The sequence below is a fragment of the Sediminispirochaeta smaragdinae DSM 11293 genome (assembly GCF_000143985.1).
GTDB lineage: Bacteria > Spirochaetota > Spirochaetia > DSM-16054 > Sediminispirochaetaceae > Sediminispirochaeta > Sediminispirochaeta smaragdinae.
On sequence record NC_014364.1, the window covers coordinates 3,646,772 to 3,671,891 of the forward strand.

Here is a 25,120-nt window from a genome sequence, read left to right on the forward strand (position 1 = left end):
AGTTATCTTAACACATCCTCAGGATAAGGCACCAACCTATACATGTACGAACCTAAATCGGTTTTAACTATCCCAAGGAGTATTATGATGGGAAGCAATGAGAAGGATACTGTCGACCTTGAAGTTTACAAAAAAGCATTCAAGGCGACTGCCTATGCCCTAATCTTAATTGATTCAAAAGGTTGTGTGATGGACGTAAATAATTCTTTTCTGAGGTTATGGAATATCAATAATCCATGCAATGTATTAGGCAGGCATGTTTCTTTTCTTCTAAAAAAAAATCACATATATAAAGAACTAAAAACGACAATCGAGAAGGGGTCTAATTGGTCGGGAAAGCTAACGGCAGTCGACAAAAAGAATTCTGATTTTGAGATTTTCGCAAGTGTATCTGCCATTCGGGATAATCAAAAAAAAATACGTTATGCCCTGTTGAGCATAATCGACATTACGGAACAGCATGACCCTCTGTACCATCTTTCGAATGGACAAGAGCATTGCCATTTTTTAACAGAGGCAACCCATGATGCATATTGGCTTATAAATTTTGAGGGAGAAATAATCGATTGCAATGTGAATGCGTGCAGAATGCTTCACTACTCAAGAGATGAGATGATTCATAAAAAGGTTTCCGAAATAGATGCCACAGAAGGGACGAAGGCCATGGATTTTTTCTTACAAGGAATGGTAAGGCGGGAAACAAAAAATCTAAAAACAAAACACAGGACAAAAAACGGTGAATTAATAGATGTTGATATTATAGGCATGTACTGGAAGCCACGCAATCAGTTTATCGGATTTATTCGCGATATTACGCAGCATGAACAGCTTTCCGAAGAGTTAAGGCAGACCTCAAAGAACATTGAAGCGCTTAATCAAACCCTATCGACTGTCATGAATAAAACGTATTTCAATCATGATGATCAACAGTGCCTTGATTCGATTCAAGTTCTTCCGATCGAACTTTTAAAAAAGCTCTCTCCTAACGAGCTCAAAATCTCCCACCTTATTACACAAGGATACACTTCAAAAGAAATCGGCAGCATTATGAATCTCTCAGAACGTACCGTAGAAAATTACCGTCAGGCCATTCGTATGAAACTAGACATAAAAGATCGATCTATTAATCTTAGAAGGGTTTTACGAAAATATTATTTACCGTAAAGTGAGCCAGCAAGAGCGGATACCAGAACCACGGCAGCATACCTCCCTGGTATCCGCTTTTATAAAAATTTAGGGCACTTCATTTCTCCTTACAAAACGATGCTGAGCCTATGTTCGGGATACACCATTTGAGCTGCGAATCAATTCCATACATGCAGCATCGTCCAGCTTTTTACGCTCTGCCAACGCGTATTCGGCATCAGGACCAACCGGGTAGCGTAACCTGTCACCCTCTTCGTTTGCCGCCTTAAAAATGACCTCGGCAACTTGTTCCGGGGGTATGCCTGCTTCCTGGAAATTTCCCCGGGCCTTAAAGACTGCCTGTATAACATCCTGATACTCACTTAGGCTTTCGTCGTTATTGAAGCTGAATGATCTGCCGGCAAAATCTGTTTTCACGGATCCGGGTTCGATGATCTTGACCTTGACGCCAATGGCTTCCATTTCATAGCTCAGTGCCTCTGAAAGTCCTTCAACGGCAAATTTTGATGAGTTGTACAAGGTACCAAGGGGCACAGCAACTTTACCTACCATGGAACCAACGTTGATAATCATGCCGGTGTGCCTGCTGCGAAAATGCGGTATCACCGCCTTGGCGGTATAAAGCACTCCCAAAACATTTGTCCGGAATTGCCTGTCAATGTTCTCACGTGATGTGGCCTCAAGGGGGGCCATAGGCCCCATATCCGGCATTATTCAGGAGAATATCGATCGTTCCAAAACTCGTTAATTCCGCCAGGTCATGTATTGAAACTGGCACAGCTTCCGGTAGATATCTTCTCGCGTACGGAACCCCGGTTGGAAACAGAAGAGTTCTTTGCCTTCTGGCGTGCCCTGGAAATACTGATCGGGAAAAGACCGCCATAGCATTGAGCATCAAGGATATAGCAGAAGCGTGTCCTCCCACATTCATCCTCTACAAACTACTCTACATTACGAAGATTGCCCGTATTTCCACCAGGGAAAGGATCATCCCCATCGAAATAACGGTCAGCAGACCGATCACCAAACCGGGAAACTATGCAGCGTTCCTGGGCATAACGCCTCAAGCAGGAGCGACCAATCAGATCGTCTTTTCTGCAGGCGATGCCCGAAAGCCATTCCTAACCGAAGATAGCAGCATGTGGGCATTTTTTGAGGCCGGCTTCAACCTGCAAAAATCGCCGATAATCGCCAGCAAGTCTCTGAGGGAACGATTGCGGGCTATGTTGCTGGAAATGTTGCCGAGCGGAGAGGCCTCCGCGGAAGAGGCTTCAAAACGGCTTGCAATGAGCAAGCGATCGTTACAGAGAAAACTACAGGAAGAAGGTTCCAGCTTTCAATCAATTCTTAACAAAACGCGACGGGAACTTGCTGATTATTACCTCGACACATCTGAAATAACCATTGCAGAAGTGTCCTATCTGCTGGCCTATAGTGATGTTTCCTCTTTTCAGCGGGCTTATAAAAGCTGGTCGGGAATGTCCCCAAAAATGTTTCGCTCTGTCATAGCTGCCTCATCAGAGTGATATACCGTTCATGAAGGCTTATCGGTAGCATAAAAAGGCTGTTGCAGCGAAGTGCAACAGCCTCATGATAAGAATCAAACGGATGCTCTTATTTATAGAATTTCACCTTGTCGGCATCATTAAACAAATCAATCTTATGATACATGACCTGCTTCATCGCCGCGATGCAGGGAGGATAGATATCTCCCGGTTCCCGCAGGGCCTGATCCTGCAATACTTCACGGCATTTCTTGTAGAAAGCCGTTTTTATATCGCTGGAGATGTTGATCTTCTGCACACCGTTCTTAACGGCCTCGGCAATTTCACTATCGGGATTATCGGAACCACCATGCAAGACCAGAGGAACTTCGGTTATCGCACGAATCTTCTTAAGAAGGTCTATCCGTAATTTCGGCTTAACATCTTTGGGATAGAGTCCGTGTCCTGTCCCAATTGCGATTGCCAGGGTGTCGACATCGGTGGCCTCAACAAAGGCCTTCACATCTTCAGGCTGGGTGAAAATGATATTGTCGGTACTGGCGATACCGCCTTCGCCCGTTCCTCCGATGGTACCGAGTTCTGCTTCGACACTGACGTTTACCGCATGAGCGGCCTCGACAACCTTTTGGGTCACCTCAACATTCTTTTCGAAAGGTAAGGCGGAAGAGTCTATCATGACAGAAGTAAAACCTACCTGAATTGCCCGCATGACCTGATCAAAGGAAGCCCCATGATCGAGGTGGATACAGACGGGAAAGGAAGCCTTATGTGCTTCATCAATGACAAACTTCAGAAAACTATCACGAACGAACTCCAGCTCATCGGGATGGATGGCAACAATTACCGGAGCCTGCTTTTCTTCGCATGCTTCAAGCAATCCATTTAAAATCATACTGCTGCTTGTATTAAAAGCGGGAACTGCAAAATTGTGCTTTTTTGCAATACCCAGCAGCTCTTTCATAGTCATCAACATCGATGTACTCCTTAAAAAAATTATATTATTTCTTACGACTAGCTTTTCACAGAACCGGCAGACATACCTGCCAAAAAGTATCTCTGAAAAAACAAAAACAATATCATAATAGGCAAACTGCCCAAAAAGCTCATAGCCATCATCTCGTTCCACTCGTATGTGTGCTGTCCCATAAGCAGCTGTATTCCAATTGGGACAGTTGCCATCTCATTGCTTTTCGTCAAAGTTAAAGCAAATAGAAACTCATTCCATGATAACAAAAATGTATACAATCCCGTGGAGACTATTCCAGGCAGGGATATAGGAACAATAACCCGAAACAGGGTTAAAAGCCGGGAACCTCCATCGATCAATACTGCCTCATCGAGAGCCTTCGGCAGTGTATTAAAAAAACCTGTCATCATTAAAATTGCATAAGGCAAAGTCAAAGCCAAATAGGTAAAAATTAATGCAAAGTAGGTATCGTAGAGCTTGTAGGTTACCATCATACCGAAATAGGGAATCATCAATGATATGGGAGGAACTGTTTGTGTTCCAATGATCAGCATATTGATCACTTTTTTTCCTTTAAAGGTAAAACGGGAAAATGAATAGGCTGTCAACATTGCGATAAACAACGTACATGCGGTAACAATAAGGGCCACCACATAGCTGTTTATAAAGAATCGAATCTTCTCCGGGCTTGCAAAAATCTTTGCGTAGGCACCCAAGGTAAATACTTTGGGGATTATACTTGGTGGTGTAGCAAAAACTTCTCCATTCGGCCGTATCGACATGGAGATCAGCCAAACAATCGGAAATGCCGCAAAGAGGACCCCAAGCAATAAGAAAAAATAGGTGACGATCTTTTTGCCCATGCTTTGCTTTTTTATCGAATGTGTCATACTTATCGTATCCTTTGCTGCCGCACATAGAAGATCGACATAAGCATCGACAGTAACAGTATCACCATCGCTGATGCTGATGCTTTCGAGAATTCAAACTGCAGGAATGTCAGCTTATACGTGTATGTCGCCATTACTTCCGTCGCATGACCGGGACCACCGCCTGTTGTCATCCAAATAAGCGGGAAGACCTGCATCGACCATATAAAGTCGAGAATACCAAGACTCAATATGATGGGCATCAAATGAGGAATCGTGATAAATAAGAAACGCTGCCGCCCGTTGGCACCGTCAATCAGAGCAGCTTCGTATTGCTGTTGGGGCACGCCTTGAAGCCCCGCCAAAAGGCTAACCATATAGAAGGGATAACCGTTCCATATATTGATGAAGGTTAAAACAAAAAGTGCTGTTTTTTCGTTGCTCAGCCATTCAACAACACCGCTAATGGCGCCGATGCTTGCCAATATGTAATTTACGATTCCAAGAGGATCGAGAATAAGTCGCCAGATAATGGCGATAATTGCCGGCGTGAACAGCCAGGGGAAAATGAAGATAACACGTAATACCGCTCGCAGGGAGGGATTAATATCAGCATTCAGCAGATTTGCAAACAGCATGCCCAATAGCAAGTGAAACAGAACACTAAAAAAAGCAAAAAAGAGTGTATGCAAAACGCTGGATCTAAAAATAGCATCAAAAAAGACCTCTTTGTAATGCGCCAGCCCCACGAACTGGGGATCAGGATTGGTGATGACATTATCCATCAGGCTGTATCGCAAAACTTGAGAAATTGGAAAAAACATCAGAAGGAATAAAAAAAGGAGCGCAGGGATAATAAAGAGATAGGGCTCGATTAATTTCTTCCTTCTGTCAAGCAATAGTGTTCGATTAAGCATTACTATTTCCGCATCCTTAACATAAGGCAGGAGAAAGGGTTCCCCTTCTCCTGTCGTAAACCATTATCGGTCTTATTTCGAATAAACCTTTTCCCAAGCAGCACTCGTCGCCGCAAGAGCCTCATCGACAGACTGCTTTCCATTGAGAAGCGCCTGGAGCTGTTCCGACATAAGCCGCATAAGATTGTTTGCCTCAGGAGCACCCTGGAATTCGTTTCGTACCCCATTTTCCTGATACAGCTTGAAAGCCTTCTCATTCATCGCATCTTCCTTGACCCAGCTCGGATCACCATTAATGTTTCCCGGGAACGCATTGACGCTGTCGGCAATGAAAGAGTTGACCTCCGGGCTCATAAGATACTTAACAAATTCCCAGGCTTCCTTGGGATGCTTGGAAGTTTTTGAAATTGTTACACCCCAAGCGGCACAATCCAGAATATGCTTTCCGGTATACCCATCCTTTGCAGGGGGCAAGGCAATGTCGAAATTGAGTCCGGAGTTTCTGGAACGAATCATGTTGATATGCGCAAGCGAATCGATCATGGTCGCGGTCCTGCCGTTAACAAAATGCTCCACCTTATCCTGTTCCTGGGCAGTCATGGATCCCGGTACAATAAGCCCCTGCTGATACAAGGTATTCACAAGATTAAAAACCGTCTTGACACCCTCGTTGTTTGGGTTCGGCAGTCCGGTATCGCCGCTCGCCCACACCAATGCCATGATGTCATTCTGAATACCAGTCGGATTCTGTAACGACAGCGACATGTCCCAACCATACTGGTTTTTAGAAGGATCGGTCAACTTCTTGCACGCCTCGATGAATTCGCTGTGTGTTTCGGGAAAACTCTCGATTCCGGCTTCTTTGAACATATCGACATTGTAGAACATGGGATATACAAAGTTTTCGACGTTGATGAGGTACTTTTTTCCGTCCAAAACACTGATACTGGCCAATTGTGATTCATCGTAGTTATCGCCTTGGATAAACTCATCAAGGGGCAGTACCGCATTTTGCTTGACCAAATTGTAGATCCAGGTAGGATCACAACCTAAAACATCACTCAAAGTCCCCGCAGCAGCACCGATTGTTACCTGACTTTGAACCTCGGCATAGGGTTTGGAAATTCTCTTTATCTTGATTCCGGGATGGGATGCTTCATAATCACTGCAGATCTTCTCCATTGCGCCCGGAGCCATTTCAGGTTCCCACCATTGCATAAATTCCAGAACGATCTCCTGATCGCCGGCCCCACTTTTTTCCTGTGCTCCGTTTGCGAACACAAAAGAAAAAGTAATCAGAAACAAAAATGTAGTAAGTAGAATTTTTTTCATTTCCTTCTCCTCAAAACCGTTTTTCACTCCCATAGAGCAAGTGTTGGTGACAATTATACCTTATCACCTTGAGTTGTCAAGAAAAAACGAACACATATAAACAGATTATTTTCGTTATATGTTTTTTTATATTGACTTATCAGATACTGCCTCATATACTCTTTTCATCAGGATCTTTATGTTTTATTTGAAAGTTTCTCGATATATGCTGCTATAATACGTGAAACCTTAGATCATTCGAGTCACTTATTCGCAGTTTAATCATAGTGCGGCAAGGAGATAACGGTGCAAGATTCCAAAAATTTTGCTGAAGAACGTCATGAGCGAATCATGGAAATCCTGATGCAGGAAACGAGCATCGAAGTATCTGCATTGGCAAAACTTCTCAATGTAACGGACGCCACCATACGACGGGATTTAACATATCTTGAATCAAAAGAAAAGCTCTACAGAACTCACGGTGGGGCCATCTACAGAGAAGAGCCTATTTTTTGGCAGACCACCACAATAGAACATCGGGCGAAAGAGCATCCCGAAGAAAAAAAGCGGATTGCACGCTATGTTGCTTCCATCGTTAATGATCACGACAGTTTAATGATCGATGGAGGAAGTACCAATACCGCTATTGCCGAAGAACTGGCAAAAACACGGCAAAACCTCATGGTGGTCACAAACTCTCAACATATCGGTGAAATCATCATGAATGGGATTGGAGAAAATCAGGCCATCATCATCGGTGGTGAGCTTATGTATCAGACCCAGAATACCGTCGGTCCGATCGCCGTCAATATGATTAAAAATTTTCGGCTTGATAAAGCCATCATCAGTACGACAAGTGTCATGCCGGATCAGGGTTGTTTTTCGGCAAACCCTCAGGAGGGCGAAATCAAGAAACAGATGATACTCAATGCCAATGAGGTCTACATTGTCGTCGACAGCTCAAAGATTGGGAAATATGCCTTGTACCTGTTTAGTGATCTCAACGACATCGATGCGGTCATTACCGATGCTAAGATCCGTAAACGTGATCTGGAAACCTTTCATCAAAAACAGATCGACGTACGATTAGCCTATTAACGAAGTGTAACACCGGAGGTAGACAATTGCAGCAGCACAAGATTGGACTTGGTTTAGGTAACAACACCGATTTTGAATTGGTCTGGAATCCAAAGGCATTAGAGCAGTGCATCAGAGAATATGATGTGCATGAAAAGGATCTCAAGGAGGAAAGGAGGCCGATACTCAACGAGAAGGACCTTCTTATCAATGTGCTTCGCTTCATCAAATCGGGAATCGGCGGCGAATGTATTCTGGAAGATACGGAAACAGCCTTACAATTTTCCAAGCGCTTTGACTATGAGATAACCATCGGAGGAACCTGTCCCCGCTCTGCCATTGCGATGAGAAAGCTCGGCTATACGAGTTGCATGCATCTTGTTACTATGAATGAGCACATAAAGAACCTGCTGCCGCCGGATTGTTCGTATGTTTGCAGCAACAAAGATGAAAGCTTCGATATCCATCTCATCATCCAATACCCTGCGGATGCGGATATTATCGCAAACGATATTCGCATACATACCGTGCGTGCCAACAGAATTATCATCGATGATGATTACAACAACAGCATCATGAACCTTTCCGAAGATTTTTTCGACAACTATCTCTCGGAAGCCAAGGTATTCATGCTTAGCGGTTTTAATGTTATGCAAGACCACGAACTTCTCAAAAAGCGTCTTTCCTATATGAAGGAACAGCTTATCAAACTAAAAAAACAGGGAACAACGATCTATTATGAAGACGCCTGTTTTGCCGATGAAACATCGAATCAGCTTTGTAAAGCGTATCTCTTTGAACATGTTGATATCTTTAGTCTGAACGAAGATGAAATGAAAGATTACCTGCAACGAGATATAGATCTCCTTGACGCATCACAGGTGGCTGCGGCCGCGAAAACCCTCAAAGAACGTTTTGCCATACCGCTGGTGGTGATTCATTCCAAATACTGGGCCTTGGCATATGGGAACCATGCAAAAGCCTATGCCGCCTGTCTCAAAGGCGGTATAACGATGGCAACAACACGTTTCCGTTTCGGCGATTCCTTTAATGAACCTGCACAATACAAAGAAACCTACGCCCTTCCGGATGACGAAGAGGGAAAGAAATTTGCCGGCGCCTTTGCATCAATTGTTGGAGATAGAGGGTGCTGTATACCTTCCGTTATGGTGGAAGAACAGAAGGTGACTACCATTGGATTGGGCGACGCCTTTGTCGGCGGCTTCATACCTCAGCTAAGCGAGATGTAGTACTATGGAAAACATCAACGATAGGCAAAAACAGTTATTATCACTCATCAAAGAGAATCAGATTATCGAATTTGATACAATAAAGAAACTCACGGGTAATACCGATTTGACCCTCTACAAAGATCTTGCCTTGCTCGAAAAACTGAAGATGATTTATAGAACAAAAGAGGGGATCATACTGCGGAATATCGAGACGGAAAAAAATCAGACAGATCTCTCTCAAGTAGAAAAAGAGTTTCTGGAAGAAAAAAAAAGGATTGGGCGCTTCGCTTCCACCATGATATCAAATGGCGAGAGTCTATTAATCGATGGGGGAAGCACCACCTTTGTTTTTGCGTCGTACCTGCTGAATAAAAACAATCTTTTGGTCATTACGAATGCCCTGCGTGTCGGCAACATCCTATCCAAAGAAAAAAAATCAAAAAACCAGATTCTCCTGATAGGCGGATATGCTTCACGAAACACGTATTCGACATACGGATCGCCTGCCATCGAAGTCTTGAAGAAAGTAAAAACGAACAGAGTAGTGATGGGCGTCTGCGGGATCGATCCTGCCCTGGGCATCTTCGCTTCCAACGAACGAGAAGCGGAGACGAAGCGAATCATGCTCGATTGTGCAAAAGAGGTAATGATCCTGGCCGATCACTCCAAATTCGGAACAACAACCGATTTTCTTATTAGTGATCTCTCACGAGTCAAGGTAGTAATAACCGACGAAAGGATCACCTCGTCCGAAGCAAAAGCCATGAAAGAAGAGAATATTCTCCTCCATATCGTATGATGCTGTCCTGGTAGCTATACCCGCCGGTACTTCCACGCCCCTTTATGAAAAAATCTTCCTAAAATAATCATCTCCGCAATCTCACTTAAGACAAAGCTGATCCAGACATAGGTAAGCGATGCATGAAAACGATAGACAACCACCGCAGAGTAAGGAATCATCACCACCCACTTGGCAACGAAGCTACTAATAAGAAAGGGCATAGTATAGCCGGAACCAGAAAAAACAGAAGACCACCCTAAAGAGAAAGCAGCGATAATAAGAGAAGGGAGCACGATGGAAAGCATGCCCACCCCTTGTCTGATTTCATCAAGGTCGGTAAGAAACCAACCGAGAACCACTTGTGGGCGGAGCAGCACAAGGGTAATCAAAACGGCTGTGAGGAGGGATCCAATCAAGGAAGAATACCATGCCGTTGCACGGCTTCGGTCGATCTGATTCGCACCAAGGTTTTGCCCTGCGATGGTGCCGGATCCCATCACGATCCCCATGATCGGCATAAAGATAAACGAATAGATTCGCAAGCCCACTCCGATCAAAGCCACCGCGGCGGTGCCGTATACGCCGACCATTTTGATAAAGACGGTGTTTGCCGTATTTCTGAACAACATTTCGAATCCCGAAGGAAGCCCGATGGTAAGCAATTTCTTATCCATCACAGGGACAAGACGAAAAAGTCCTTTCGGTGATATCCTGACGCCGCTCTTCCCACAGAGCAAAAGCAGCATACCGATTCCAAGAGCCACCATATTTGCAAGGACAGTGGCAAGGGCGGCGCCGAACATCCCCAAACCGGCCCCGGGCAGCGAGGTGCCGGGAATCGAATCGAACATGAGGATGGGATCCAGGATGATATTAATCACCGCAGAACCGATAAGCAGAAACATCGGAGTCTTCGCATCACCGGTACAACGAAATATGGTATTCACGCTAAAGGAGGAAAAAAATATCGGGATGGTTGCAGCCCGAAGATAGCCATAATCCTTTGCGTATTCGGTGACAAGTTGATCATCGGTAAACAGGTGCAACATGGGCTTAAGGAAGATGCAAAGCAGGATAGCAGCAAGAGATGCAATGAGAAATTTACACGTGATGGTCTGCTCGGCGGCAACCGCCGTACGCTTCATATCCCCTGCGCCGTAGCTTTGGGAAATAAGCGAAACCGAGCTCATCCCTATGATCTCATTGAGTACTTCGAAAATCCAGAAGATGGAGGCAAATATCGTAATGGCGGCAACCGCCTGATATGATATGTGCCCAATCCATATCATATCGACGATATCGTAGAGCCCCTGAAGCATGAGCCCCGACATCGTCGGCAAAGACATGGATAGTATATGCTTAGGAATACTTCCCTGTGTAAGATCCCGCACCCAAACACCTCGTATACATTTTGTGACATATCAGTATATAGAAAGTGGAAAAGAGGGGAAAGCAGGGAAAGTGAAATAGTTGGTGCTTCAAGAGCTGGTTGGTGACAGTTATTTCCCCCTTCCTATGCAGATGGTGTTTCTGAAGCGCTTACGTTCCTAATATATCTCATCATGTGTTCCAACATTGATTGGAATTATTTCTTTTTCCTTTATGATAAAATCTATTGTTATTCGATATATCATATTGATTGATACACTGTAATAATCTGATAGCTTACCTTCCAGCTTATGCAAGCGTAATGATGGATGCAGTGGATTTATTTCTAATAGTTTCAGTGTCTTTTTATATTGATTAAGAATTTCTGGATGCTTTTTTGCAAATGTCTTCGCCCTTTTTACATAACTTTCTGTAAAAATTAGTTTATACACTTGTTATTCTCTTCATGTGATCATCAATTGATTCATCATAGATTCTCCCATTTTTTATATCTTCCTCCGACTCTTTTATCGCGGCTTCTAGTTCATATTCTCGTAATTGGCTGTATTCCTCTATGGATAGAACCACATATTTGTTTTTTCCGCGGACAGTGATGATGGCTTCATTATTGCGCGATGTAACCTCATCTATTATGGTAACACCTTTCGTTTTCAGCTCGTTTGCCGTTATGGTATTATTCATACGATTCACCTCGCTTACATAGTACTATTAATAGTATTATTAATCAATCGAAAAAAGACATATCACTTGCACCTTTATAATCCTTTTTATCGGAGACGTACATCCACCTAATTCATCCTTATCAATGAGTGTGAATAATTTTGCTGAACTTTCATATTCATCACGCTTTATAAGTACATCAACTATGACATCTGAATCAATAAAAGGTTTGGCCATTCAAATGCCGTACGTAAAGGCAGGAAATTTGTCATATGCTTCAGATGTGTGATCACATAATGGGCCGATGGCTCTAAAGGGAGCTTAAGGGGATGCGAATTTTGTAGGTAGTGCCGGAGGAGGTCCGGGATTCCACGGTGGCGGAAAGCATGTTTGCCACCTCGGTGATAATCCCCAGGCCGATAGCCGAGGGATAGTGAGTCTCTTCATCGGTATCGACCCCGTCGTCACTTACCACCACCTCAAGGGAAGAAGAAGCCAGCTTAATGATTGTCACACTAATATGGCCCGTTTCCATATTGTGAAAGGCATGTTTGCCTGCACTGTTTACAAGTTCCTGAATCAGGATACTGACGAGAAACAGCTGCTGAATGTTCATGGTAAGATCTTCAACATAACCTTCGATCTCGATATGACGCTTTTTACTTTGAGACGAGAAGTATCGCAAAAGTTCTTCAATATAGGGACGAACGGGGACAACCCGGTAATCTGGAAATGTAAAAAGCTTATCGTAGAAAACACTCAACGAGGAAACCCGCTTCCGCGCATCTTCAAGGGCTTCATACGCAGTCTCAACCGTCAGAGCTTGTTCCTCAATCTTTAGGAGATCTGCGATAACCAGCAGCGTATACCGTATCCGATACTGGACCTCCTGAAAGAGTTGTTTATTTGTATCATTCAGCTTCTCAATCTCTCGTTCGGCGGCAAGCCTTGCCGATATATCCCTGCTTACCCCCACAATTTCGCAGCAGCGGCAAGCCTTACCTGTAACGGCGATTGCCGTTATCTCAATATCCGCTATTGAGCCGTCCGAACGATAGTGTTGATATAACCCGATTTGCGGTCCTTCCCGTTTTGAATCCGCCATAAGAGCATCATAGGAATCGGGAGTCAGAAGCCCTCGTATTCCAAGCTTCTTTGCGCTTTCTACCGTAAAGCCGAACACTTTTTCAACGGAAGGGCTGATATAGGATAGCGTTTCATGCTCAAGATCAATCGTCCAGACAACGGCTCCGGAAAACTCCGCGAGATACCAATAGCGCCTGGCCTTTTCAAGTTCCTCGGATTGTGGTGAGTAGAGATCCATGATAATCGAATGAAGATAGGATCTCCCCTCGATTCTTACCGGATTGGTGATGACAACGACTTCGCATGTACTCCCATCCGCCTTTCGATGGCAGAAGAAAAAAAAGTTCTTTCGCAGTTTGACGGCGGATCGCATTTCCGCTTTCGCCGAGGCAAAGGGAAGGATATTGATATCGGCCATCTTCATCTGACACAGAATAGCCATCGGCCATCCGTAGAATTCCGACGCTGCCCTGTTTGCATCGACAATCGAACCGTCCTCGGGATCGAGCATGAACATAGGCAAGGAGCTCTCATCAAAAAGATTGTAGTAGTGATTTTTCTCACTCACTCCGTACGGCTGAACCAAAGTCGGATTTTCAAGCTTTTTTAGATCTGTTATATCACGTAAAACGCCAAAAACGATTTCATCGCTCGCCTCGACATCCGCTATCGAGCGTATCCAGATGACCCGGCCATCGTCGGGCCTGGCTATTCGATATTCGGCCTTGTATGTCGTTTTGTCGCGAATTGCACGCTCCAATGCCTGCTCCCGCAGTATTCGATCCTCAGGCAAAACAAGCAGGCGAAACTTCGCTACGGAAAAAAGAGGAGCGGGTAAGCCGCAGATAGCCACAGCCCCTTCGGAAAAGAGAAAGTGTTCGCTATCCCTGGACATTCGCCAATGCCCCATGGCCGAAACTTCTTCGGCCCTTCGAAAATAACGGAGTGTTTGCCGCTGTTGTTCACACGCCTCGAACAGGGTAAAAGCCATCTCGATAGAGGCCTGGAGTACAAAATAGCCTGAGTTTTTAACGACATAACCATATCTGGTAATATTCCTGACCTTTTCAACCATCTCCTGTGAGGAATGGGAACTCAGAAAGAGAATCGGCAATTCACGTTTTTTTAGAATACGGGATGCGGTCTCTGTTCCGGATATTCCCGGCCCAAGGTCGATATCCATCAAAATCAAATCGATTTCCGGTGTTACCGCTTCAAGAGCTGCCTCACCTGAAAAGACATGAAGCACTTCATAACCGATGGATTCCAGAAATCTTGTTTCTGCCAAGGCCGTTATCGCCTCATCCTCCACCAAAAGAAGTCGTTTTTTTCTTTCTTTCATTGCTACGTTCCCATAGCCGCTATGTTTCGCCGAACATCCGATCAATATCCACTATCACGATGAACCGATCGTGCTGGTTCCCAATGCCCTTTATGAAATTCTCACCGGCTGCATCTCCCATTACCGGCTGTTCCTCGATGACGGAGTCTGAAATCTCAAGCACCTCATGGACAGCATCCGTGAGCATTCCAACGGTTTTCATCTCCGATTTCGAGATAGTTTCAAGAACGATGATGACATTATCCCCCGAGACCTTACGTGGCTGAAGGCCGAAAAGCACCCGTACATCGGAAACAGGAACACTTCTGCCTCTCACGTTTATGATACCCAGTACAGAATCATCGCTTCCGGGGAGCCTTGTTATGGGTTGCAGTTCAAGAACCTCTCGAACCGAGGCAATGGGAATGGCATATACGCTTTCATCAATGCTAAAGGTAAGATATTGACTGCTGTTGTCTATGGGCATAGTTCTCTCCTACAGATCTTCGAAATCCGCCGGAACAGCCGGAACAATGGCCGTCACCCGCTCCTCCCCTTTCTTATTTGTCTGAGAGGGGCCGTTGACCTCTTCAGTTTTTTTGAGCCGAAAAAAGGCTATGGTCTCGGATAATGCACTGGCCTGCCCCGAAAGCTCCTCTGCCATGGATGCCAACTCCTCACTCGATGATGCATTCTGTTGTATAACGGTATCAAGTTGTACCATTGCATTGGTAATCTGATCGGCCCCTGTGCCCTGCTCCCTGGAAGCGGCGGATATCTCCTGAACGAGATCCGCCGTCTTACGGATATCGGGAACAATCTTATCAATGAGCTCTCCGGCCTGGGTCGCCGTATCAACCGTCGTCTTGGAGAGACTGCTGATTTCCGCGGAAGCATGTTGGCTACGTTCTGCCAGTTTCCGAACCTCACTTGCAACAACGGCAAATCCCTTACCTGCATCGCCTGCTCGGGCAGCCTCGATGGCGGCATTCAACGCCAGGAGATTTGTCTGCCTGGCAATCTCCTCGATGATACCGATCTTACCGGAAATCTCACGAATCGCCTGAACGGCCTGGCCAACTGCCGTACCCCCTTTTGCCGCATCTGTTGCAGCCTGCAATGCAATCTTTTCGGTCATGGCGGCATTATCCATATTCTGTTTAATGGTGGCCCCCATCTCCTCTATCGAGCTTGATACCTCTTCGGCTCCCGAAGCCTGTTCGGCAGATCCCTGGCTTAAATTCTCAGAGGTAGAACTGATCTCTTCACTTCCCGTCGCAACTTGAGCGGTAGCATTCTGTATATCGGCGACAATCGAGCTAAGATTTTGCACCATCAAAAGAAGCGAACGCCGTATTCCCGTAGCCTTTTCCACCGCCGATATATCAATCTCGAGATCTCCCGCAGCTACTTTATCGGCGACTTGCTCAACGAGAGCAGGTTCACCTCCAACTGTCTTCAGAACAGAATTGGAAAGGAGAAATCCTATGGTCCCGCCCAAAAGCACAGCCGCAACAATGACACAGGCCATGAGAATGACACTGGATCGATAAAGTGCGCTTGTTTGCTCGGCAATGGAATGGGCATTATTCTCCTTTCTGTCCGTAGCATCGGTTAAGGCACTGTCCATACTATCAAATTGTGTTCGAGCGGCCTCCATGGAGAGCTTCTTGGCAGCAATGATCTTCTCCATATCATGTGAAGAGCCGAGCTCAATGACTTGCGTTGTGAGGGGGAGCCAGCTATTGTAGCCGTCAAGGGCCTTGGAAACGGCAGCCTGTCCTCCCTCGGTGACAAATCGTTTTCCGGCCTCGGCAAGAAGTTCATCTACCGTTTCCACGCTTTTCTTCCAGGCTGAGGCATACTGATTTTTCAGTTCAAAAGAATCGGCCAACAAAAGATTCTTTTCCGCACGCACAGCATAAAGCGTATTGAGATTTGCTTCCTTTATATAGGAAAGCCCCAATAGTTCGTTTTCATACATGGTATCGGCGGCATCATTAATAACACGCATGTTTCGCAGACCGACAATTCCAACCAGCAAAGACATGAATGCAACAAGCAAAAAACCAACCAGAAGCCTAGCCCGTATACCCATTATATCCTCCCGAAATGACAACGTATAACCATTAGTCATAGTATGTGTCTAATGGGAATATTGTCAATGAATTTTCCAGGCAGGCATCCTTTTATTTGGGAAAAAGCGTGCCGAAGTGTAAAAGTACTAGTATTATTTTGCATACAGTAAGTAGATGAGAATGGAAGGATTTTCCCTTATGGTGAAGTACAGAGCTGTACAAACCAAAGGAGATAGTATGACAGAAACTCAGCAGATTTTTATCAAAAACCTACGCCGGATCAGAAATACAACGGGGCAATCACAGTCTTCCGTAGCGGAAAAGTGCGGCCTTTCGACCAATTATATTGCAGGTCTGGAATCCGGTCGGAGGTTCCCCTCTCCCGCAACAATCGATAAACTGTGTGTTGCTCTGGAAATTCGCCCCTACGAGCTGTTTTATGATCCCATGAAAGACTTTCAGCCCATTGATGCCGGAAACGCACAATATGTGGTCAAACAATATATCAAACGACGTTTAGAGGAGCTTATAAAAGAGCTCGATTAGGCAAGGTATAGTGCACGTAATGCGACCCCGGGATCTCACTCTCCGGGGTTTTCCTACTGTTGCGAAAATTGGTGGCGAACAAAGCCGTGGGAAGCAGAAGGAATCACCAATATTCGCAACAGAAAAGAGGCTTAGCCCTTTACCGAACCGGCAAGAAGCCCCCGAATAAAATACTTACCGAGGATGATGTAGATCAACAAAACCGGTAATCCTGCAATGAAGGATCCGGCCATGGGCAGATTCCAACTTACAGCCTGGCCGCCTGCCAGCTTTGAGAGGCCGACGGTAATAGGGTTTGCCTCCGGTCTTGTCAGGGTAATCCCCCAAAGGAACTCGTTCCATATCTGGGTAAACTGCCAGATCCCGACGACAACAAAGGCAGGAGCGGAAAGAGGGATAAACATGCGAATAAGAAGAGAAAAAAACCCGCAGCCGTCGAGTCTTGCGGATTCGACTAGGGAGTTGGGGATCTGATCATAAAAGTTTCGAAAAATAAGCGTAACAATGGGAATCCCGTAAATCACATGGGCAAGAATCAAGCCGCCGAGGGAACCGTACAGGCCGATACTCCGTAAAACCTGAAAGAGAGGAATAAGAATAATCTGATAAGGTATGAACATCCCAAAGAGAAGAAAGGAGAATATCAACTCACTTCCGGAGAAACGATTCTTCGAAAAAACGAAACCGTTGACGGCTCCTACCAGTGCCGATATAAGGGTAGCCGTTACCGCCAAAATGATGCTGTTCAGGAAATCGGGGCGAAGGAGGTCAAACGCATCCTTGTAGCTTTTCCAGTTCAGCCGTTTCGGAAGGGACCACGCCCGGGCCAAATTAATCTCAGCCGGATCTTTTAACGAGGTGATAAGTGCCATATACATGGGGACAAGGAAAAGAAGAACCCCAAGAACGAGAAAGAAATAAAGAAAAAACCTCTGCTTGGAGAGTGTATGTCGAAGGCTCATCCCTGTCTCCTTTGTTTGTGTGAATGCATCAGATAGGGAATGACAAAGAGCGCCGCCATAATGAAGAGAATAACGGCGATCGCGGCTCCCATGGCAAATTGATTGGCCCTGAAGGTTGTCAGATACATGTTTACCGAGGGATGACCTGTATTGGCGTTGTCCGCCCCCGCCATGGCATAGATGAGATCAAACATCTTCAGGGAAATATGAGAGAGAATGATTACGGCGCTGAGGGTAATCGGCTTGATGTTGGGGATGGCAATCTTCCAGTAATAGGTAAACTCTCCAGCACCATCCATACGGGATGATTCACGGATACTCTCAGGTAAGCCCCTGAGCCCGGCCAGATAGAGCGCCATGGTATAACCGGAATATTGCCATATTGCGGCGAGGAGAATTCCCAGGGTAGCCAGATTAAAGCCGTGGATCTCTTCGAAGGGAAGAAGCGGAGGGAGAAGCCATCTGCTTATAGCACAAAGGAGAAGTGAGGACGCGAAAAGAGCCGAGTGAATAACCATCTTCCGGTGGATTCTGTTACGAACGGCCCGCAAAAGCAACATAAGGAAAACCAGAGCTGCAATAAAAAAGAGAATAGAAAGGAGATGCTGCCAATTGAAGGTCAGAATAGCCTTACGGCTGCTGATCCAGAGGAATTCCCCTTTTTTCAGACCGAGGAAGGTGGGCAGCAGGTTAAGTCCTCCGTTGGGTGCTAAAAGCCATCGCCATATTGTCCCTGTAACGATAAAAGAAAGGGCCATGGGATAAAGAAAAATCGTTCGGTAGAAGCCCTCATGCCGAATTTTTCTATCAAGCAGCACCGCCAGCAAAAAACCTAAAAAAAGTGTTCCAACCAGCAGAATAACAGAGTAAAAAAACGTATTGACCAGATCTTGTCTGAAACGGCCGTAGATGAATCCCGAAAAAAGTTGTCGATAATTGCCGAGACCAACCCAATGTTTCACAGGATGTTCCGCAAGGCCGGCCCCTTGTCCCCAGTCCGTCAGGGAAACATATATCGTGTTAAAGATAAAACCGTAAACGAAGACGGCCACTAAAACGACCGAAGGCAATAGTACGAGAATTGCCTTAACCATGTCCGACCGGTTTTTGAGCTTTTTGCTGTGTGCCATATTATCCGTCCGCTTTGCAAAAAATAAGAAGGCCGGCCCGCCGGACAAGATAATCGGTCGGCGGACCGGATATTACAACATAGACTGTGCGGCAAAGTTTCCGCTACTTACCTATCCCGTTCTGAATGGCAATCGCCTGACAGGCATTTGCCGCCTGCTGAGCATTTCTGCTGGTCAGGAACATTTCCATGACGGTAGAGAAATCATTCATAAAGCCTTCGTTGGCAACCACGCCGTGGGCCAGAGATCCGACAATCCGGTCCTTGGCAAAATCCTTGGCCGCCGACTGCGAATAGACATTATACAGGCTGAGATCACTGTCGGTGCGAGCGGAAATGGATCCCTTAAGGGGATTAAAGGTATCGGATCCCTCTTTAGAACCGCAGACCTTCAACCAGGAAAGTGTTGCATCAGGATTGTTCGTGCCCTTCGGGCATCCGAAACTATCGGCCAGAAAGATAAAAACACCGCTGGTATCGGGAGATGGGGCCCAGCCGTAGCCGGAACCGGGTTCGATATTCAGGGTGGTGGAGAGATATCCAGCCGCCCAGTCGCCCATTACGTTAAAAGCGGCATCGCCGATGACCACCATGTCGGTTGCCTGCTGCCAGGAAAGGGAAGCGGCATCCATATTGGTATAGGACAGGATCTTTCCGAACGTCTCCCACACCTTAACGACCCTGGGATCTGTCCAGGAAATCTCTCCGTTCCAGAGTGCTTCATAATCGTCGGCCCCCAGTACGCCCAGGGCGACACTTTCCCACAGATGGTTTACCGTCCATGTTTGAGCCACCGCAAGGGGGACAACACCCTTACTTTTCAGCGTTTCGGCGACGGTAAAGAAGTCATCCCATGTTTTCGGGGCCTCAACACCCCACTTTTTCAAGTTGTCAGGAATATACCACAGAACATTGGAACGATGGATGTTAACGGGTACCGACCAGATACCTTTATCTGTTCCTATCAGATTGATCAGGTCCTTCGGAAAGACATCCATCCACCCCTCTTTTTCAAAGAGAGGAGTCAGATCGAGCATACGATTGGCCGCAACCCAGGTACCGATAAGCTCTTGTCCTGCATGGACCTGGAACGTTTCGGGAGGATCGCCGCCCAACATTCTGGTCTTCAGAACGGCCTTGGCATTTACACCGGAACCTCCGGTCACCGTCGCATTAATGACATTGACATTTGGGTATTTGGACTCATACACCTTGATCAACGCTTCCAACGCAGGGGCCTCGTCACCGGCCCACCAGGAGAACAATTCCAAATCTCCCGATGGAGCCTTGTCGGTGAGAACAACCTGCTCTACATCCATGGGAGAGGCAGGGGCCTTTTCTTCCTCCTGACCACCTGCAAACAGGCCAGCGGAAACCATCAGGCTCAGAACAATCAGTAATCCAATGCTTTTTTTCATAGGCACTCCTTCTCAGCGTGGGGGAAAGAGTTTTCCGGGAAACCCTGGAATATTAACTTTTTCCCGGAAAAAGAAACTTATTTCCTTACCCCACAAAGATTTAATTTCATTGCATTGTACCCCCGACATAAGAGCCTGTCAAATTTTTATTAGTGTTCGGAATCGTGGTGATATGACGGCCATTCACAACAGTGATCGGACAAGGCCTGCCGCCACGGGATTCGCAAGTACTATCTGAGGGGAACCGGATGATTACGAAAGGAAGAGGGCGTAACACCGGTGATCTTCTTGAAAACCGAAGCAAACTGGTCGGGATGGTGAAAGCCGACTTCGGCGGCAAGATCACCAATTTTCACATCGGAATGCCTCAGCCTTTCCGCAGCCAGGGAAATTCTGTATCGCTGCAGGAAATCGTAAAAGGTGTAGCCGGTTTCCCGCCGAAAAAGCCTGCTGAGGTAGACCCTATGGATATCGACCCTTTCGGCCGCGCGTTCCAATGAAAGTTCCTTTGCATACTCTTTCCGAATAAGATCGAGAACAAGACGGATCTTGCGGTTGCCTACCTGAGGAAAGACAATCTTCCCTGCTTCGCCCGATAAGAGCGTATATTGGGCACGAAACCAATCGGCAATCTCCTGGAGGGTATCAGCGGCTTCCAGCTCCGCCACGGGAAGTTCTGCCGACTCATCCAAGCCGATGCGTTTCCGCTCCCGGCGAAGCAAGGACAATAGACGTCTATTTAGCTCGGAGACATAGTGATACTGCATCATTCCCGCAAGATCACGGCGATAGAGCCTTCCGATTTTTTCCGCAGCCTCCTGATACTTTTCCTGTGTCAAAAGCTCTTCGATATTTTTCATCCTTCTGTCAATCTGTTGAGGAGAAAGGTCGGCAACAGGCTCCACGAGGGCGGGCGTGATGATGCAATTGGCGCCGAAAAAAAGCCGATACGAAGCCAAATGCTTTACCTTCCGATATTCTTCCGGCAACGTTTCCGGCTCCGCGAAGGAATTGCCGAGAACCAAAGCAATTCCCTTTGCATTGCCAAGCTCATTCCGCAGCGCGACAACGCTCTCTTCCACCTCACGATCATTCCAGAGATCTCCGGTAAAAAGGATGAGGATCGTTTCATCTCCCAAGAAAACCCAATCCAGAGTTTCGGGATGCCCCACATTCATAAGCCGTTCGGTAAAGCATTCGGACTCGCGTTCGGGCCTATATCCACCGACCAACAAAAGTCTGAAAGGGGCATTATTCTTGCGGAACCGGCACCATGAATGAAAGCTAAGGGGATCTCCCTGTACTCCGAGAAGGGCCCGGCCGAAAAGATCGCTCCTCGATGGTCCGGAAATCCCCTGACTGGAAGAGGCCCGGCTATGAGGAACCGGGAGGACGCCTTTCAGCACGTGGTAGAGGCGCTGTTCATCCAGAAAATCCTTCAGAAGGTAATCGGCAACCCCCAGTCGGATCGCCCGTCTTGCATAGGAAAAACTTTCATAGCAGCTGAGTATGACAATGGGAATATAGCAATCTTCCCTTCTCACCTGCTCGATGAATTCAAGACCGTCCATTACAGGCATGGCGATGTCCGTGAGAATCAGGTCGGGAGAAACGGAGAAGAACATCTCAAGGCCCTTCTTCCCATCCGGAGCCACTCCGCCCACGGTAAACTCCGGGCCATTCCAAAGTTCCATCCGAAGGATCCGGTCGACTGCAGCTTTTTCATCCTCGACGATTAATACTTTATTCATCCTCACACTCCCAAGGGATTACGATCACGACCCTTGTACCCTCATGTTCCCGGCTTTGAATATCCAATCTTCCGTTTTCGCCGTACAAAATGGCAAGCCGTTCCCGTATGTTTCCTATACCGATCCTGTTGAAATGTCCCTTGTCGGCGGAGCTGTTCTTGCATCGCTCCAATTCCTCCCGATTCATTCCCTTTCCATCGTCGGAAACCGAGAGAAGCAAATGGTCCCCTTCCCTCCTGGAACTGAGGAGAATGACACCTTCCCTCTCTGCGGTCACTCCGATCCCGTGAAAGAGGGCATTTTCAACGATAGGCTGCAAGATAAGCCTCGGAACCAATGCCGTTCCGCACTCTTCGGAAAGATCGGTTTCCAGCCTGAAGCTGTTTCCGTAACGCAGATGCAAAATAGTGCTATAGCGCTCCACCAGATGGCACTCCTCTTCAAGGGGGATAAGATCCTCCATGCCACCAAGGACAGCGCGCAGCAGGGCATTGAAAGACTTAAGACTTTCATAAATTTCCATGTTCCCCGCCTCCTCAGCCTGGCTTCCTATGGCATTGAGGGTGTTGTGAATAAAATGGGGGTTGATCTGGGCCTGGAGGAAATCCAGTTCATACTGGATAGAACGCAATTCGGCTTCTTTCTTTTCTTCCTGCTCGTGATAGATGTTTCGTATAGATTCATTGACGCTGTTAACCAGCCGGTTGTAGACAGAAACCAAATAGGCAATTTCACCTTCGGCTTTGATATCTATGGGTTTCAGCACCTGTTCGCTGTCGTAGGCGTGCATGGCGGAGGTAAGGGCCGATAGAGGACGGGTGATGGCACTGGCAACGGAATAGCTGATAAGAAAGGCAAAGGCAATGAACGCAAGGCCTAAAATCAAGATATAAAAAAGGGCCAGCCTGAGATTATGATTGAGGCGCTGATAGGGAACGAAACCGACGACGGACCAATGCACCAGCTGGACAGGGCGAACAAAGGTCAAATAGCGTTCCGAACCGATTTTGAGGGAAACAGGGCTCTCTCCGGAAATCCGCCCCACCCTTTCCGCCACCTGAGGATCATCGAGCAGCTTGCCGGTACGATATATGACGGTACCATGGTTGTCAACGATACCGAGGGAGGTAAATAGACGGTCTCGGTTTTGCTGGAAGATTGTCTGGAAAAGAATCCCTTTGCGAAGAACTGAAACAAGATATCCCATCAAAAAATAGTTATCGTCAAGAAGTCTCTGATACAGGATCAGATGAGGCTGATCCCCGTCGCCATGAGGCATGGTTTCGGGAAAGGTTTCGGGCGGTGAAAAATAGTAGACATAATGGCCGGTAAGGAATCGTGAGAAATCCTCACTTTGAAGAATGGCTTTGCTATACACGATCCTTCGGTATACACCATCCAGAATTTCCATGTTTCTATTGATAAGGACCATCCGGCCGACCAACCCGGTCCCGGAGATACCCGCGGCATAATCCTTAAGAAGGGCATCCGCGTTTTTTTCTTCCATAGCGACTCCGGTAAGAAGTTTGATGATATAAGGATTATTCTTGACTTCATCGCAGCCCCGGATGATTTGCAGCAGTTGTTCCTCGATATCTCCGGATATTCGGGAAATGCGGACATCCATCTGATTCACGGCATTTTCTTTTATCTGAGAGGAAAAGATGGCGGTAATTACGGCTGAAATCAGCAGAATGATCAACAAAATCGTGAGAAAGTAACTCAGGGTCAGACGAAGAAGAATGGTACGGGATTTCATTCGTGCTCTTCCTCCAAAGCCCTTCCTATATTCATGGGAATTTCCGTGTTCGGGGGTATGGGGGTACCCGCCGTCACATGGCGATAGAGTATCCCGGCTGCCTTTGCACCCATGGCAAAACCGTCCCCATAGGCCAGTACCATATTCTCCCGCGGTATCGCTGTAGGAGCGGAAGTGGGATAAAGCCCGCAGACGAGGGAGTCTTCGGCAAGATCAAGCTGACAGAGGGCGGCATATACGCCCAATGCCCCAGCGTTGTTGCCGACGAAGACCACCCAGTTCGTAATCTCGGGGTACAAGGCCAGCATGGCATGCATCTTCAATATCGCGCCGGTAAGATCACTCTTATCGAACTCTTCCGACCATCGCTTGTAATAGCCTGAAGGTAAAAAAAGGGGATCGGTCAAGAGGCAGGCAGCCCGAAGTCGCTGTTCGATTCCGGCATCTCGTTGTGAGCCTAAAAGCAGAAAACCAACATTCCTGCGATAATCCCCCAGCCATCCCCGGGCTTCCAGCTGCCGTTTCATCCAGTATCCGCCCTGGGTTCCCAGGGAAAGATTGTCGGGACCAATATGAGGCGCCAACTGCCGTCCACTCATATCCGTCAGCTTTTCGTCGACGGAGATCAGGGGGATATCTGCCGAAAAGGCCTGGTCCACCAAAAGGCGGCCGAGCCGGCAGTCCGGAGTGCCCAAGGCAATTCCATCCACCTCTCTGTTGACAGCGGCACTCAAATTCGACAGAGTTCTGTTGTGGTCCATTTGATTGTCGAGGATAAGCGGGTCCGCACCAAGGTCCCTGCAGGCGGAAATGAATCCGTCCACTTCCCGACGATACCAGAGCATGTCCGTCCGTTTCACAAGGAAGGCAAGATGGCAGTCAGATTTTTCCTTCGGATCCTGAGCGATCTCGAAGAAAAGATAAAAGAGAAGGAGGGCAACAGCTGCAAAAATAACCAGCCACACGAGAAACTTTTTTGACAGTCGTCCTTCTGTGAACATCGCCGGAAACCACCAGTGTTATTGTAACATGGCTTTTGAGTATGGAAGATAAATCATGATGCATATATATTTTACAAATCATTCACATGAAACATCATGTATATACTATTTATGTGACGCTATTGATTATTATAATCCGAATAGTTATAATAATGTGAAAATTAAACCTAAAGCGGAGGAGCAAAAAGGCTCTGACGTCAGGGGGCGAGAATGAA

Annotated in this window: 22 protein-coding genes; 6 read left to right on the top strand and 16 right to left on the bottom strand. The window is 46.6% G+C overall.

Going from position 1 to position 25,120, the window contains the following annotated elements; all coding sequences use genetic code 11:
* Window positions 1–84: 84 nt before the first annotated feature.
* Window positions 85–1,164, top strand: coding sequence for a helix-turn-helix transcriptional regulator (locus SPIRS_RS17115; protein WP_245537610.1), 1,080 nt, complete (start codon window positions 85–87; stop codon window positions 1,162–1,164).
* Between the two features lie 108 nt (window positions 1,165–1,272).
* Here the strand turns inward: SPIRS_RS17115 and SPIRS_RS17120 are convergent, their stop codons facing one another.
* Complete coding sequence (locus SPIRS_RS17120; protein ID WP_049784694.1) at window positions 1,273–1,839, bottom strand: SDR family NAD(P)-dependent oxidoreductase; 567 nt, start codon at window positions 1,837–1,839, stop codon at window positions 1,273–1,275.
* Window positions 1,840–2,033: 194 nt separating this feature from the next.
* On the opposite strand from SPIRS_RS17120, the gene SPIRS_RS17125 reads away from it, so the two are divergent.
* Entirely contained in the window at window positions 2,034–2,672 is a 639-nt protein-coding gene (locus SPIRS_RS17125; protein WP_049784695.1) for a helix-turn-helix transcriptional regulator, read from the top strand.
* A gap of 88 nt (window positions 2,673–2,760) precedes the next feature.
* On the opposite strand, the gene SPIRS_RS17130 is transcribed toward SPIRS_RS17125, so the two are convergent.
* The 4 genes from SPIRS_RS17130 to SPIRS_RS17145 form a co-directional block, all read right to left on the bottom strand.
* On the bottom strand, window positions 2,761–3,624 hold the full coding sequence (locus SPIRS_RS17130) for a ketose-bisphosphate aldolase (RefSeq protein WP_013255942.1): 864 nt from the start codon (window positions 3,622–3,624) through the stop codon (window positions 2,761–2,763).
* 38 nt (window positions 3,625–3,662) lie between these two features.
* The gene (locus SPIRS_RS17135) at window positions 3,663–4,508 is read right to left on the bottom strand and encodes a carbohydrate ABC transporter permease (protein WP_013255943.1); all 846 of its coding nucleotides are present in this window, start codon (window positions 4,506–4,508) and stop codon (window positions 3,663–3,665) included.
* Window positions 4,509–4,510: 2 nt separating this feature from the next.
* Window positions 4,511–5,272: a carbohydrate ABC transporter permease gene (locus tag SPIRS_RS17140; RefSeq protein WP_245537611.1), complete on the bottom strand. Its 762-nt coding sequence runs from the start codon at window positions 5,270–5,272 to the stop codon at window positions 4,511–4,513.
* Window positions 5,273–5,476: 204 nt separating this feature from the next.
* On the bottom strand, window positions 5,477–6,736 hold the full coding sequence (locus SPIRS_RS17145) for an ABC transporter substrate-binding protein (RefSeq protein WP_013255945.1): 1,260 nt from the start codon (window positions 6,734–6,736) through the stop codon (window positions 5,477–5,479).
* 285 nt (window positions 6,737–7,021) lie between these two features.
* Between SPIRS_RS17145 and SPIRS_RS17150 the strand changes: the two genes are divergently transcribed.
* The 3 genes from SPIRS_RS17150 to SPIRS_RS17160 are packed head-to-tail and all read left to right on the top strand — an operon-like array spanning window position 7,022 to window position 9,823.
* Window positions 7,022–7,813: a DeoR/GlpR family DNA-binding transcription regulator gene (locus tag SPIRS_RS17150; protein ID WP_013255946.1), complete on the top strand. Its 792-nt coding sequence runs from the start codon at window positions 7,022–7,024 to the stop codon at window positions 7,811–7,813.
* Between the two features lie 26 nt (window positions 7,814–7,839).
* Window positions 7,840–9,042, top strand: coding sequence for an ADP-dependent glucokinase/phosphofructokinase (locus SPIRS_RS17155; protein ID WP_013255947.1), 1,203 nt, complete (start codon window positions 7,840–7,842; stop codon window positions 9,040–9,042).
* 4 nt (window positions 9,043–9,046) lie between these two features.
* Complete coding sequence (locus SPIRS_RS17160; protein ID WP_013255948.1) at window positions 9,047–9,823, top strand: DeoR/GlpR family DNA-binding transcription regulator; 777 nt, start codon at window positions 9,047–9,049, stop codon at window positions 9,821–9,823.
* Window positions 9,824–9,837: 14 nt separating this feature from the next.
* On the opposite strand, the gene SPIRS_RS17165 is transcribed toward SPIRS_RS17160, so the two are convergent.
* The 5 genes from SPIRS_RS17165 to SPIRS_RS17190 form a co-directional block, all read right to left on the bottom strand.
* On the bottom strand, window positions 9,838–11,196 hold the full coding sequence (locus SPIRS_RS17165; RefSeq protein ID WP_013255949.1) for an MATE family efflux transporter: 1,359 nt from the start codon (window positions 11,194–11,196) through the stop codon (window positions 9,838–9,840).
* A gap of 421 nt (window positions 11,197–11,617) precedes the next feature.
* Window positions 11,618–11,875: a type II toxin-antitoxin system Phd/YefM family antitoxin gene (locus SPIRS_RS17175; RefSeq protein WP_013255951.1), complete on the bottom strand. Its 258-nt coding sequence runs from the start codon at window positions 11,873–11,875 to the stop codon at window positions 11,618–11,620.
* A gap of 289 nt (window positions 11,876–12,164) precedes the next feature.
* Window positions 12,165–14,282, bottom strand: a complete 2,118-nt coding sequence (locus tag SPIRS_RS17180) for a PAS domain S-box protein (RefSeq protein WP_013255952.1) — start codon at window positions 14,280–14,282, stop codon at window positions 12,165–12,167.
* Between the two features lie 19 nt (window positions 14,283–14,301).
* Window positions 14,302–14,748 (bottom strand): chemotaxis protein CheW, encoded by a 447-nt coding sequence (locus SPIRS_RS17185; RefSeq protein ID WP_013255953.1) that lies wholly within the window; start codon window positions 14,746–14,748, stop codon window positions 14,302–14,304.
* Window positions 14,749–14,757: 9 nt separating this feature from the next.
* Window positions 14,758–16,359: a methyl-accepting chemotaxis protein gene (locus SPIRS_RS17190; RefSeq protein WP_013255954.1), complete on the bottom strand. Its 1,602-nt coding sequence runs from the start codon at window positions 16,357–16,359 to the stop codon at window positions 14,758–14,760.
* A gap of 217 nt (window positions 16,360–16,576) precedes the next feature.
* Between SPIRS_RS17190 and SPIRS_RS17195 the strand changes: the two genes are divergently transcribed.
* Window positions 16,577–16,885: a helix-turn-helix domain-containing protein gene (locus tag SPIRS_RS17195; RefSeq protein WP_013255955.1), complete on the top strand. Its 309-nt coding sequence runs from the start codon at window positions 16,577–16,579 to the stop codon at window positions 16,883–16,885.
* 131 nt (window positions 16,886–17,016) lie between these two features.
* Here the strand turns inward: SPIRS_RS17195 and SPIRS_RS17200 are convergent, their stop codons facing one another.
* From SPIRS_RS17200 to SPIRS_RS17225, 6 genes are all read right to left on the bottom strand, one after another.
* Window positions 17,017–17,847 (bottom strand): carbohydrate ABC transporter permease, encoded by an 831-nt coding sequence (locus tag SPIRS_RS17200; RefSeq protein WP_013255956.1) that lies wholly within the window; start codon window positions 17,845–17,847, stop codon window positions 17,017–17,019.
* Window positions 17,844–18,977: a carbohydrate ABC transporter permease gene (locus SPIRS_RS17205; RefSeq protein ID WP_013255957.1), complete on the bottom strand. Its 1,134-nt coding sequence runs from the start codon at window positions 18,975–18,977 to the stop codon at window positions 17,844–17,846. Before SPIRS_RS17205 ends, SPIRS_RS17200 begins: the two co-directional genes overlap by 4 nt.
* 103 nt (window positions 18,978–19,080) lie before the next feature.
* Window positions 19,081–20,394, bottom strand: a complete 1,314-nt coding sequence (locus SPIRS_RS17210; protein WP_013255958.1) for an ABC transporter substrate-binding protein — start codon at window positions 20,392–20,394, stop codon at window positions 19,081–19,083.
* A 230-nt stretch (window positions 20,395–20,624) separates the two neighbouring features.
* Entirely contained in the window at window positions 20,625–22,145 is a 1,521-nt protein-coding gene (locus SPIRS_RS17215; RefSeq protein ID WP_013255959.1) for a helix-turn-helix domain-containing protein, read from the bottom strand.
* On the bottom strand, window positions 22,138–23,904 hold the full coding sequence (locus SPIRS_RS17220; protein WP_013255960.1) for a cache domain-containing sensor histidine kinase: 1,767 nt from the start codon (window positions 23,902–23,904) through the stop codon (window positions 22,138–22,140). Before SPIRS_RS17220 ends, SPIRS_RS17215 begins: the two co-directional genes overlap by 8 nt.
* Complete coding sequence (locus tag SPIRS_RS17225; protein WP_013255961.1) at window positions 23,901–24,905, bottom strand: substrate-binding domain-containing protein; 1,005 nt, start codon at window positions 24,903–24,905, stop codon at window positions 23,901–23,903. Before SPIRS_RS17225 ends, SPIRS_RS17220 begins: the two co-directional genes overlap by 4 nt.
* Window positions 24,906–25,120: the final 215 nt, after the last annotated feature.

What these genes read in the sequence shown, in the direction of transcription:
- SPIRS_RS17115 (WP_245537610.1), top strand. Translation starts at nt 85, where the DNA reads ATGATGGGAAGCAATGAGAAGGATACTGTCGACCTTGAAGTTTACAAA.
- SPIRS_RS17120 (WP_049784694.1), bottom strand. Translation starts at nt 1,839, where the DNA reads ATGGCCCCCCTTGAGGCCACATCACGTGAGAACATTGACAGGCAATTC.
- SPIRS_RS17130 (WP_013255942.1), bottom strand. Translation starts at nt 3,624, where the DNA reads ATGTTGATGACTATGAAAGAGCTGCTGGGTATTGCAAAAAAGCACAAT.
- SPIRS_RS17135 (WP_013255943.1), bottom strand. Translation starts at nt 4,508, where the DNA reads ATGACACATTCGATAAAAAAGCAAAGCATGGGCAAAAAGATCGTCACC.
- SPIRS_RS17140 (WP_245537611.1), bottom strand. Translation starts at nt 5,272, where the DNA reads ATGGATAATGTCATCACCAATCCTGATCCCCAGTTCGTGGGGCTGGCG.
- SPIRS_RS17145 (WP_013255945.1), bottom strand. Translation starts at nt 6,736, where the DNA reads ATGAAAAAAATTCTACTTACTACATTTTTGTTTCTGATTACTTTTTCT.
- SPIRS_RS17160 (WP_013255948.1), top strand. Translation starts at nt 9,047, where the DNA reads ATGGAAAACATCAACGATAGGCAAAAACAGTTATTATCACTCATCAAA.
- SPIRS_RS17175 (WP_013255951.1), bottom strand. Translation starts at nt 11,875, where the DNA reads ATGAATAATACCATAACGGCAAACGAGCTGAAAACGAAAGGTGTTACC.
- SPIRS_RS17180 (WP_013255952.1), bottom strand. Translation starts at nt 14,282, where the DNA reads ATGAAAGAAAGAAAAAAACGACTTCTTTTGGTGGAGGATGAGGCGATA.
- SPIRS_RS17185 (WP_013255953.1), bottom strand. Translation starts at nt 14,748, where the DNA reads ATGCCCATAGACAACAGCAGTCAATATCTTACCTTTAGCATTGATGAA.
- SPIRS_RS17190 (WP_013255954.1), bottom strand. Translation starts at nt 16,359, where the DNA reads ATGGGTATACGGGCTAGGCTTCTGGTTGGTTTTTTGCTTGTTGCATTC.
- SPIRS_RS17195 (WP_013255955.1), top strand. Translation starts at nt 16,577, where the DNA reads ATGACAGAAACTCAGCAGATTTTTATCAAAAACCTACGCCGGATCAGA.
- SPIRS_RS17200 (WP_013255956.1), bottom strand. Translation starts at nt 17,847, where the DNA reads ATGAGCCTTCGACATACACTCTCCAAGCAGAGGTTTTTTCTTTATTTC.
- SPIRS_RS17205 (WP_013255957.1), bottom strand. Translation starts at nt 18,977, where the DNA reads ATGGCACACAGCAAAAAGCTCAAAAACCGGTCGGACATGGTTAAGGCA.
- SPIRS_RS17210 (WP_013255958.1), bottom strand. Translation starts at nt 20,394, where the DNA reads ATGAAAAAAAGCATTGGATTACTGATTGTTCTGAGCCTGATGGTTTCC.
- SPIRS_RS17215 (WP_013255959.1), bottom strand. Translation starts at nt 22,145, where the DNA reads ATGAATAAAGTATTAATCGTCGAGGATGAAAAAGCTGCAGTCGACCGG.
- SPIRS_RS17220 (WP_013255960.1), bottom strand. Translation starts at nt 23,904, where the DNA reads ATGAAATCCCGTACCATTCTTCTTCGTCTGACCCTGAGTTACTTTCTC.
- SPIRS_RS17225 (WP_013255961.1), bottom strand. Translation starts at nt 24,905, where the DNA reads ATGTTCACAGAAGGACGACTGTCAAAAAAGTTTCTCGTGTGGCTGGTT.